We start from the raw sequence: 9,588 nt of genomic DNA on the forward strand, positions 1-9,588 counted from the left end.
GGCTTCGTGGCATACGGTTGTCTTCGCGGTTTGACGTGGCCCATGGCTGCATGGGCCTGGCAAGCTCGTGCGCACTCCGCACTGAAGGTCCTCTGGTCGGCTGCGCTATTTTTAGTGCCTACGTCGCATAGACCCATAGAGTCGGCAATGCGAGGCGGACATCAAAGATCGATGTCGGCCTGTTGTCCAGGTTGAGGTCGGGCTATGGCCGACAAAGTCAAATTGATCTAAATCGCGAGAGAAGGGCAGCTAGGCAGCGCTCGCCTCCGACTCCGTGATCCGTTAGAAATCGCCCACGGAAGCCGCAGCCGAAGTAATGGTGCCCGCCAGCAAGACCGACGGCCTCCTAAATCGAATCAGGTTGAGCAGATTGTGTAAGTCTGCGGTTTGCGCGAGATTTGCCAAACTCGACGAATGGCATTTCGATCAGCCGCCAAGACAACCACGCCATCGGCACCGTATAAACAACGGCCAGAGCGAAAGGGCCGCGGAGGATTGTACCAAGCTCGCGGCGGCCAATGACAATCCAATTGGGTGCAGCAAATAGAAGCTGTACGAAATGCGGCCCGTGAAACGTGCGGCGAAGGTATCCAAGACGGAAAAAAGGCGCGCTTCGCGGGCGTTTGCAACGAGATAGATTAGCGTGCCTGAGCGAGAGTTTCACCCAGGATCGTTAGCGCTGTCTGCTTCCGGAGGCCGCAGACGAAAAAAGGCACGATAGCAGCAACTGTGCCGCCGACGAGGAATTGCCGCAACCGCTCCGGCCGCGGCGCAAATGCAGCAGAACCCCGACCACGAAAGCGTAGAGCGGCGCCAAGTTGGTGACGCCGCCGAGCAGATGGACATACGCTCCCCACCACGAGAGAGAAAATAGGACCGCGCACAGCACAAAGAGAGGGCGGGCACCGTAGCGTTTGTAGGCCAAAAAGCTCGCGAGGATGAGCGGAGATGCAAAACATTCGACCGTCATCGACCACATGACACCGTTGATGTCACTACGGATCATATCCTCGCCGAAAACCGGGAGCCGAGCCATTGCCCGTGGTTTGCCCGGAGACGGACACAGCATGAAACGCCGCCATTTCGTGACGCTTGTGGGAGGGGCGGCATTGATTTGGCCGGCGCTGTCGCTTGGACAACAATTCGCAAGGGTTTGGAAGATCGGGTATCTGGGATTTGGCGAAGCATCAAGCTGGACGAGCGAAGTGGAGGCTTTCCGTGCCGGTCTTCGCGATCTAGGATATGTCGAAGGCAGGAATCTCAGAATTGATTTTCAATGGGCCGAGCGAGTCGATCAAACGTTTGATCTCGCAAAGCAACTCGTCGACAGGACGGTCGACGTCATTTTCGCGCCTGCATCCACCCAGGTAGGGCCTGCCCGGCGCGCAACTGGCACTATTCCCATCGTTTTCGCTCAGCACGCAGACCCGGTCGGGCTTGGAGACGTGACGAGCCTCTCGCGGCCCGGCGGAAACATAACGGGCATGTCCATGCTTCTCACAGAAGTGTCCGTGAAGGAACTGGAGATCTTGAAGGAAATACTTCCCGGTGCCACGCGGGTCGGCTTGCTCTGGAATCCGACCACGCCTTCGCATCCGACCGCTGTTAAGGCGGTTGATCGCGCAGCACAAACGCTCGGAGTTGAGCTCGTCCACGCTTCAGCCAGCAGCGTCTCAGAAGTTCAAGACGCATTTCACACCATGGCACACAATCAATGCAACGGCGTTCTAGTGTTGTCATCGCCTCTATACACCGTGCAAGCTGAACTGTTGGCCGAACTTCAAATGAAGCATCAGTTGCCTGCCATATTTGCAAATAGGGCCAACGTGAAGGCGGGCGGGCTGGTCAGCTACGGGGCGGATCTGGACGATCTATATAGGCGTGCCGCTTCCTACATCGACAAAATCTTTAAGGGGGCTACGCCCGCTGAATTGCCCGTGGAGCAAGCTTCGAAATATTTCATCGTTCTCAACCTGAAGACCGCGAGGGCTCTGGGCGTCAATGTCTTCCCTACGCTGTTGGCCCGCGCCGATGAGGTCATCGAATAGGCACATCCAATTCTCGTGCGAGAGCCAAGTGTCACGGCGCCGGCCGGTGAGGTCCGGTGATCGCGGCAGAGCGGACCAGATTTGCTCAACCTGAGTTCTTCGCATTTTGACCCATCCGCGACATGGGCAGGTTCAGCCGACCAGCTGGCAGTGCCCACTGATGACAGTGCCGTCGCGTTTACATGCCGTCGACGCGGTTGATGAAACCTTGCCAGACAGCGGTCGGGTCGAACAGATGTTGCCAAATGTTGCCGAACGTAAGCGCCGTCTAAGAACAAGTGCGTATCCGTGACGTGGACGGCCAAATTGCTTCCGAATGTCAGAGAGTGCATCGTCCCCTCGTCCAGATTATTAACGGTAACCTGTTCCCCGTTTATGTAGACCGAGTTGCGCTCGCCACCCGTAAGGCCCCGCGCCCAGCATTTCAGATCGATCGTCTCGGCATGTGCAGCCGTTGCAGCTAGCAGCGCTGCGACGATGATGGTTGCTTTCAGCTTCACAGTTATCTCGTCGCTTTGTGACGGCCCTGCCGGGGGGTTCGGACACGGCAGGACATTCGATGACTCTGCCGAAATTTCGGTGTCGCCTTCGAAGGATGTGCAGAGGACTCAGTCGTTCAGAGATGAGCACGCGGCAATAGCCATCCCATGATCTTCTGATAGGGATCGCGACGACTGCGGACGAATGCGTTCTCGTTCTGCTGAGCGGCGGTCCTGGCGAATTCAGAAATCCCCTTTCTAGACTGCCGTTTATCCTTCGGAAGCGTCGCCCATTGTCGAATGATCTTCCGGCGGGCTTCGCGTTGCTTTTCCCTTACGTCAGGCATCGGGACGCTCCTTGAAGAGGATTATTCCGGTCGACCTAGTATTGTTTGGCTCACTAGAACTTCAACGTCCAATCAGGAACTCTTGGCCCCTCTGATCGTGCAGCGCTATACACGGGGGCGAGTCTCATATTGGCTTTGCAGGCCCCGCCGCCCTAGAATTGCGGCGATCGCAGGACGGGCGAAATGCAGTACGTTTGCGACGCGCCGAAGGGCAAGACCTGGTTCCGTATCGAGACGGAAGGTGAAGCGTTGCATGAGTCGCGCCTGATGGGCCACACAGTTGAGCAATATTTCCGCCGCGAACGGGAGAAGGCGGTCCAGTCCTGGCATCCCGAGCGGCCCAACGCGATCGAGCGCGACATCGGCCTCGAGGCCCATATACAGCGAGAGATGCCGCTTTTCCTCACGCTGCGCGACAGCGAGGGCAATGCACTGACTACAGCGATGCTGCCACCGGGCGGCAAGGATCGCGGCGGGTTCCGGATCATCATCGTTGCCGCATCCAATGCCGATCCTTATCCGCAGCAGGACGCGGCCATCGCTGCACTGGGAGCGCATTTCGGTCTCACACTCGATCGCAACCGCTGCTTCCCCTACGGCCGCTAAGGAGCCTGACAAGTATCGCCGCTTGATTGGAGCGATGCCGGCTCATGGCCCGTGTGCGAAGTCCAGACCGGTTCACAGGTGGTCTGGTTGTGGGGGCAGATCTCAAGCGGCTCGCCCAGCGCGCGACCGCCGCGATTGGACTCTTAGCGGAGGCGCGTCGTCCTTGTAAGGTTGGCAATCTGTTTCTATTGGGCGGCGAGTTCGGCCAGGAAGCTGCTATCGCTGTTTCCGGGAATGGAGGCTCCTTGGGATGATTCCGGGCGGCGTCCCCTCGAACTCGGCCGCCTGACATTCGTCGGCGGCGCAGGCTTCGACGCGCTCGCGCAATACGGCGCGCCTGTGTTGGACCCCGGCTGACCGCCAGGAAATCGGAAAGGGCTCGGCATCGCTGCCGAGCCTTGTTATTGTTGAGCTCTTATGTGGGACTTAGAAGTCCATACCCCCCATGCCGCCGCCGCCCGGAGGCATGCCGCCCGCACCAGTATTCTTCTTCGGCACTTCGGCCACCATAGCTTCGGTGGTGATCAGGAGCGCTGCGACGGACGCCGCGTTCTGGATCGCGACTCGAACCACCTTAGTCGGATCGATGATGCCCTTGGAGACCAAGTTGCCGTATTCGCCGGTCTGCGAGTCGAAGCCATAGGCGTACTGATCCTTCTCGAGGATCTTGCCGACGATCACCGAGCCGTCCTCGCCCGCGTTGATTGCGATCTGGCGGGCCGGGTAGGACAACGCCTTGCGCACGATCTCGACCCCGGTCTTTTGGTCGTCATTTTTGGTGCGAATGCCCTTGAGGTGATCGGAGGCACGCAGTAGCGCAACGCCGCCGCCCGGCAGGATGCCTTCTTCAACCGCCGCGCGGGTCGCATGCATCGCATCGTCCACGCGATCCTTGCGCTCCTTGACCTCGACCTCAGTCGCGCCGCCGACGCGGATCACCGCGACGCCGCCGGCGAGCTTGGCGAGACGCTCCTGGAGCTTCTCACGGTCGTAGTCCGAGGTGGTCTCCTCGATCTGCGCCTTGATTTGCGCCACGCGAGCTTCGATGTCGGCCTTCTTGCCGGCGCCGCTGACGATCGTGGTGTTCTCCTTGTCGATCATCACCTTCTTGGCGCGACCGAGCATGTTGAGCGTGACGTTCTCGAGCTTGATGCCGAGGTCTTCCGAGATGGCCTGGCCGCCGGTCAGGATTGCGATGTCCTGGAGCATCGCTTTGCGGCGATCGCCGAAGCCCGGAGCTTTGACAGCAGCGACCTTAAGGCCGCCGCGGAGACGGTTGACGACGAGCGTGGCGAGCGCTTCGCCTTCGACGTCTTCGGCGATAATCACAAGCGGCTTGCCGCTCTGCACCACGGCTTCCAACAAGGGAAGTAGTTCATTCAATTGAGATAGCTTTTTCTCATTGATCAGGACGTAGGCATCATCCATCTCAACGCGCATCTTGTCGGCATTGGTGACGAAGTAGGGCGAGATGTAGCCGCGATCGAACTGCATGCCCTCGACAACTTCGAGTTCGGTCTCGAGCGACTTGGCTTCCTCAACGGTGATGACACCCTCGTTGCCGACCTTCTTCATGGCGTCGGAGATGAACTTGCCGATCTCCGCGTCGCCATTGGCCGAAATCGTGCCGACCTGGGCGATCTCGTCGTTCGAGGTGACCTTCTTGGAGTTCTTCTGCAGGTCGGCAACCACAGCCTCGACCGCGAGGTCGATACCGCGCTTGAGGTCCATCGGGTTCATGCCGGCGGCAACCGACTTGGCGCCTTCACGGACGATCGCGGCCGCGAGCACGGTGGCGGTGGTGGTGCCGTCGCCGGCCGCGTCAGCGGACTTGGAGGCGACTTCGCGCACCATCTGCGCGCCCATGTTCTCGAACTTGTCCTCGAGCTCGATCTCCTTGGCGACGGTGACGCCGTCCTTGGTGATGCGGGGCGCGCCAAACGACTTGTCGAGGACGACGTTGCGGCCCTTTGGGCCGAGCGTCACTTTCACTGCATTGTGGAGGATGTCGACACCGCGTAGCATCCGGTCGCGGGCGTCGACGCCGAATTTCACTTCTTTGGCTGACATGGTGGGTTTCCCTGAGTTTTTGACTTGGTCTCAGCCTTGATGAGGCGACCGGCAGGCACTTGAGCGATGCGAGCGGTGGATTAGGCGGCCTTCTTCTTGGAAGACATCTCGGTGAGAACGCCCATGATGTCACTCTCCTTCATGATCAACAGTTCCTCGGCGTCGATCTTGACCTCGGTGCCCGACCACTTGCCGAACAGCACGCGGTCGCCAACCTTCAGGTCGATCGGAACCAGCTTGCCGGCTTCGTCGCGGCCACCGGGGCCAACGGCGATGACTTCGCCCTGGGAGGGTTTTTCCTTGGCTGTATCGGGAATGATGATGCCGCCAGCGGTCTTCTCTTCCGCGTCGATGCGCTTGACCACGACCCGATCGTGAAGCGGACGGAATTTCATGCTCTCCTCCTATCTTCTAGTCGTTTATATTTTTGAAAAAGCAGTCGAAGCGAGCGAGTGCTAACCGCTCCGAAAATAAGCCGGCCTGGCCGGCATACAAGACAAAGCGACGAAGGATTTCGAAAATCCATCGCCCTCACTGGAGGCTCGTTCAGAGCCACCTAAAGGAGCCATGGAATGAACTCTTGGCCGGCGTCTGGGTTAGCATGTTCAGGTACTATGATGCCGCGTCCAACGGCGGTCTAGATCCCGTCACGGTACGCGGAGAAGTCGGGAAATCCCATCCCTCTCGCCTAGCGAGAGAACCTGAGCCGCAGCAGTCGAGCAACTTTCTTTAGAGATTCTCTCCCTCCGTCGAGAGAACAGCAAAACTACGTGTGCGTCTTGACGCTTCAGTGAGACTGTTTCAGTGAGTAGCTCTGGGAAGGTGCCCGCCTGTCAACCTGTCAACCGTGTCAACCCAAGAATCACCTCAGCTGGCTGGTGAAATTTCGGGGCGCGCTTGTGCCATACCGGGGCCTGGGAGGACCCGCTTCGACCAGGAACATCATGCGGACCTCAGTGTCTACTGGCGACAACAGCCGCTATCGTTCGATTTTAGCCCTGGTCAGAAGGAGTGTACGAGGCGACAGCATCGGCAACCTGCTGGAAGAACAGGCTATAGGTGCCGTGAGCTGCGAAAAATGCTTGCCGAGAGGAAAAGTGTCCCAACGATGCTGGTGACCGAATTTACATCGAGCGGGGTGCCATTAAGCGCGCTGTAGCAAATGACGCCTACGAGCGAAAAGAGGGCCAGCACAAAGCGAATAACAGGCGTCGACGAGAGGTTGCCGAGGCGCTTAGCGAGACTGACCGCGGCGTTCAAAATGAACGGACCCAATAATGCAACAAGAGAGGTGATCATGTTGTTTAGATGAAGGATAATCACACTTAGTAATTATACGCCCTGTCGAGCCTGACGAATGATCCTCTCCACATTGAGGATACCGGGGCAGGTTTTCCCGCCCGTTGATTTGGCGGTGAGGGATTACATGGGTGGAATCGAGCGGGATAGACCACTTGGCTGCAAGGTACTGCGCCGGAGTACCTCAAGGCAATCGCGCCGAGCAGCTCGCGGTATGTCGGACGGCGACAGATTTGAGGTCTCGGCGTTTTCGGTGGCGGCTTTTGCCGTTGTCTTACAGACCGCAGCTTTTTTCGGTTCTTTGCCTGCCATCAAGGCTGCGTCGACGGTCCGTCTACCGATACCCGAGTCGCGCTTCTCGACGTCCCTGATCTGGCGGGCTTCGTGGATTTCTTTTCGGGAGAGGCCGACGTCGGCGGCTGTTGGAGCATTGTTCTCCTTTGAAACTTTGCTCACCCGGTCCCGGCCGGCCGTCTGCACTTCGCCACGCGCCTGCGCCGCATCATACTCGTCAGCAAGGCGCCGCTTCACCTGCGCCTCAATGTCCAGCGCGTCGGCTTGCGCACGCAAGGCGGCGCTAAGACTTAACGCACCGTTAGCGAGACGGAGGTAAGCTTCGGCTCGGCAACCGTTCGGGTCTGCAAGCAATGGAATTTCAAAGTGCGACACCCGCGGTTGTGGTGGCGATCCGCCAGCGTGATCTTCTGAACACCTGGCTGAGGCTCTACTTGCGCAATGAGGACGACCTTCCCGGCATTTCGGGGTACGAACCTGAACGCCTCAAAGAAGAAGCGGACGATCTCGTTTATTACACTATCGAAGCGTCCTGCACGCCGCCCGTGGTCACGATACAGAGCGAAGGCACTCGCATGTCGAGCGCTTATGGCGCGACCGGCAAAGGCCGCCGACTAGACGAGTACGTTGGCCCCCGGTTGGCGGCCTCTGTGATGCCCGTTTATCACCTATGCATCGAGCGGCGTCGGCCGGTATACACCGTCTCTCATCTGAAGGACGGCGAAGGTCGCGAGGTGGAGTACGAGAGGTTGCTTCTGCCATTTGGGCATGGCAGCACGGTGACTGACATCATCGCGTCGCTCAAAACCATCAGCATGGAAGGTCGCTTCGAGCTTCGAGACCTAATGAAGCGCACGGACATTGTAACAGCCCCAGCTGTGCGGGCCGTGATCGACCGCGACCTCGTAAACGCGCGCCCCTATCGCTCGGCCTCGTGGGCCGATGACCTCGTATTCGAGTGATTGGGTGTCTAACCATGGATCAGGACGAAGTGGCCGAGTGGTTTGTGCCGGCGCTCAGGCGAAGCTACGCTCGTCTGGCGGCATTGATGGTACGCCATAATAGATCGCCTGAGCCCAGCCGCTCGCCGGCACCGCCTCGTGTTGAACAACCCAATCGAATTCTGGATAAGTCGCGTCGGCCAGCACCGCCGCGCCCATAACCCCGGACAAGGCCAAAACTTGACGAAAAGTCGCAATTTGCGCCGACCTTGGTCACGGGAAGAGGAGGAGCGATTAATCTCTCTCCTTTGCGACGGAGCCACTGCCGACGAAATCGGAGAACGGCTGGGTCGGACGCGTCAGTCTGTTTACGCTCGCATCCAGCGCTTTCAGAGGCAGCGGGGGCGAGCCAGTAGGACAAGCGGGAAATTCTTCCTGCAGTTGCCGGTTGTTTGATCCACTGCCGCAAGGTCGCGACCACTTTATCGGCCCGACATATAGTCGGCTGACCTTGGCGTGTTTGTCGTGTTGCGACCTCGCGAGGTGATGGGGATGCGGCTCGTACCTGCCCCCAGCAAGCGCGCGGAAGCGGCGATCGCCGCGAACCCGACGAAGTCGGATCGCGCCATCGCGGCCAAGATCGGGGTCGGCAAGGACACGGTTCGGGGTAGCATTGAAAGCGTACGCGGTGCGGCCGGGCCGCTCGCCAAATGCTCCTTGCTCGATAAATTTTTGAAGCCGGTTCATGTTTTAAGGCCCTGTTGGAGTGAATGTTCGCTGGACGAAAGCTCCGCCTTTCGGATCACTTGCGCAAATGTACGAATAGCGCTGTCCGCCGCCGGGCGCGTCGGTATCGATATCGACAATGATCGGTGTCGATTGGCCGCGCCAGTTGGCCAGTTGCTCGGCCGGCATCGGCCGCGTACCAGATTTCACGACCTTGAGGCCCGCGACCTTAGGGAGGGCCCCGTGGCGCTCACAGTGCAACGCACCTTTTGATCTGCTGCTGCGATAACGGACACGGGCACAATATAAACCTGAAAAGCTAGCATAAATGCCGCGGCAACGGCGTGTGGCGTCCGCATACGTCAACTCCCTCGAAGACGGAATTCAACCACCGCCGCGCGGCAAAAGGCAAATGCTCCCCCGGGAGAGAAGGGATGGATTTTTGTGCAACAATCAGTTGGCAGCGTGTCCGTGGGCGTGAGAGCCCGCTCCGGAGCTACAGCTTGATCAGCGTGCTTCATTGGCGTCGGGGGTGACGGCTTAATGTCGGGCGCACTTGGCGGTGCGGCTCCGAACCCTGCTTCTATGGGCGGGGTCGGGCATGCTGTCCTTTAGGGTGCGCCCCCAGGCCCAGGCGCGCTAGCATCCCGCGCCGGTGCGCGAGCATGGGCTTCGAGGGCTCGCCGTCTCTGACCTTCACATAGCTTGCCAGGATTAAGTCGATGGCTTTTGACACTTCTCCCCAGATCGCTATGCGCCGTCCTCCAGAAACTCAACC

The 9,588-nt window shown here is 59.1% G+C and carries 10 protein-coding genes; 5 read left to right on the forward strand and 5 right to left on the reverse strand.

Going from position 1 to position 9,588, the window contains the following annotated elements; all coding sequences use genetic code 11:
• Positions 1 to 673: 673 nt before the first annotated feature.
• Entirely contained in the window at positions 674 to 1,006 is a 333-nt protein-coding gene (locus tag XH98_RS14450; protein ID WP_271619004.1) for a hypothetical protein, read from the reverse strand.
• 61 nt (positions 1,007 to 1,067) lie between these two features.
• Here XH98_RS14450 and XH98_RS14455 point away from each other — a divergent pair, with 61 nt between their 5' ends.
• Positions 1,068 to 2,048 (forward strand): ABC transporter substrate-binding protein, encoded by a 981-nt coding sequence (locus tag XH98_RS14455; protein WP_271619005.1) that lies wholly within the window; start codon positions 1,068 to 1,070, stop codon positions 2,046 to 2,048.
• 616 nt (positions 2,049 to 2,664) lie between these two features.
• Here the strand turns inward: XH98_RS14455 and XH98_RS14460 are convergent.
• Positions 2,665 to 2,874 carry a hypothetical protein gene (locus tag XH98_RS14460; RefSeq protein ID WP_271619006.1) on the reverse strand — a complete coding sequence of 70 codons (210 nt, stop codon included), beginning with the start codon at positions 2,872 to 2,874 and terminating at the stop codon, positions 2,665 to 2,667.
• 183 nt (positions 2,875 to 3,057) lie between these two features.
• Between XH98_RS14460 and XH98_RS14465 the strand changes: the two genes are divergently transcribed.
• Complete coding sequence (locus XH98_RS14465; protein WP_271619007.1) at positions 3,058 to 3,480, forward strand: hypothetical protein; 423 nt, start codon at positions 3,058 to 3,060, stop codon at positions 3,478 to 3,480.
• Between the two features lie 426 nt (positions 3,481 to 3,906).
• Here the strand turns inward: XH98_RS14465 and groL are convergent, their stop codons facing one another.
• The 3 genes from groL to XH98_RS14480 form a co-directional block, all read right to left on the reverse strand.
• Positions 3,907 to 5,550, reverse strand: coding sequence for a chaperonin GroEL (groL, locus tag XH98_RS14470; protein ID WP_271597297.1), 1,644 nt, complete (start codon positions 5,548 to 5,550; stop codon positions 3,907 to 3,909).
• An 80-nt stretch (positions 5,551 to 5,630) separates the two neighbouring features.
• Complete coding sequence (locus XH98_RS14475; protein ID WP_271597296.1) at positions 5,631 to 5,945, reverse strand: co-chaperone GroES; 315 nt, start codon at positions 5,943 to 5,945, stop codon at positions 5,631 to 5,633.
• 1,027 nt (positions 5,946 to 6,972) lie between these two features.
• Complete coding sequence (locus XH98_RS14480; RefSeq protein WP_271619008.1) at positions 6,973 to 7,419, reverse strand: hypothetical protein; 447 nt, start codon at positions 7,417 to 7,419, stop codon at positions 6,973 to 6,975.
• A 77-nt stretch (positions 7,420 to 7,496) separates the two neighbouring features.
• Here XH98_RS14480 and XH98_RS14485 point away from each other — a divergent pair, with 77 nt between their 5' ends.
• The 3 genes from XH98_RS14485 to XH98_RS14490 all read left to right on the forward strand — a co-directional run bounded on the left by XH98_RS14485 (position 7,497) and on the right by XH98_RS14490 (position 9,083).
• Positions 7,497 to 8,105, forward strand: a complete 609-nt coding sequence (locus XH98_RS14485; protein ID WP_271619009.1) for a hypothetical protein — start codon at positions 7,497 to 7,499, stop codon at positions 8,103 to 8,105.
• A 138-nt stretch (positions 8,106 to 8,243) separates the two neighbouring features.
• Positions 8,244 to 8,540 carry a helix-turn-helix domain-containing protein gene (locus tag XH98_RS41090; protein WP_442868582.1) on the forward strand — a complete coding sequence of 99 codons (297 nt, stop codon included), beginning with the start codon at positions 8,244 to 8,246 and terminating at the stop codon, positions 8,538 to 8,540.
• Positions 8,541 to 8,636: 96 nt separating this feature from the next.
• Positions 8,637 to 9,083 (forward strand): hypothetical protein, encoded by a 447-nt coding sequence (locus tag XH98_RS14490; protein ID WP_271619010.1) that lies wholly within the window; start codon positions 8,637 to 8,639, stop codon positions 9,081 to 9,083.
• The last annotated feature ends 505 nt before the right edge of the window (positions 9,084 to 9,588 follow it).

Origin of the sequence: Bradyrhizobium sp. CCBAU 51745 (assembly GCF_028128715.1) — a bacterium.
Taxonomy (GTDB): domain Bacteria; phylum Pseudomonadota; class Alphaproteobacteria; order Rhizobiales; family Xanthobacteraceae; genus Bradyrhizobium; species Bradyrhizobium manausense.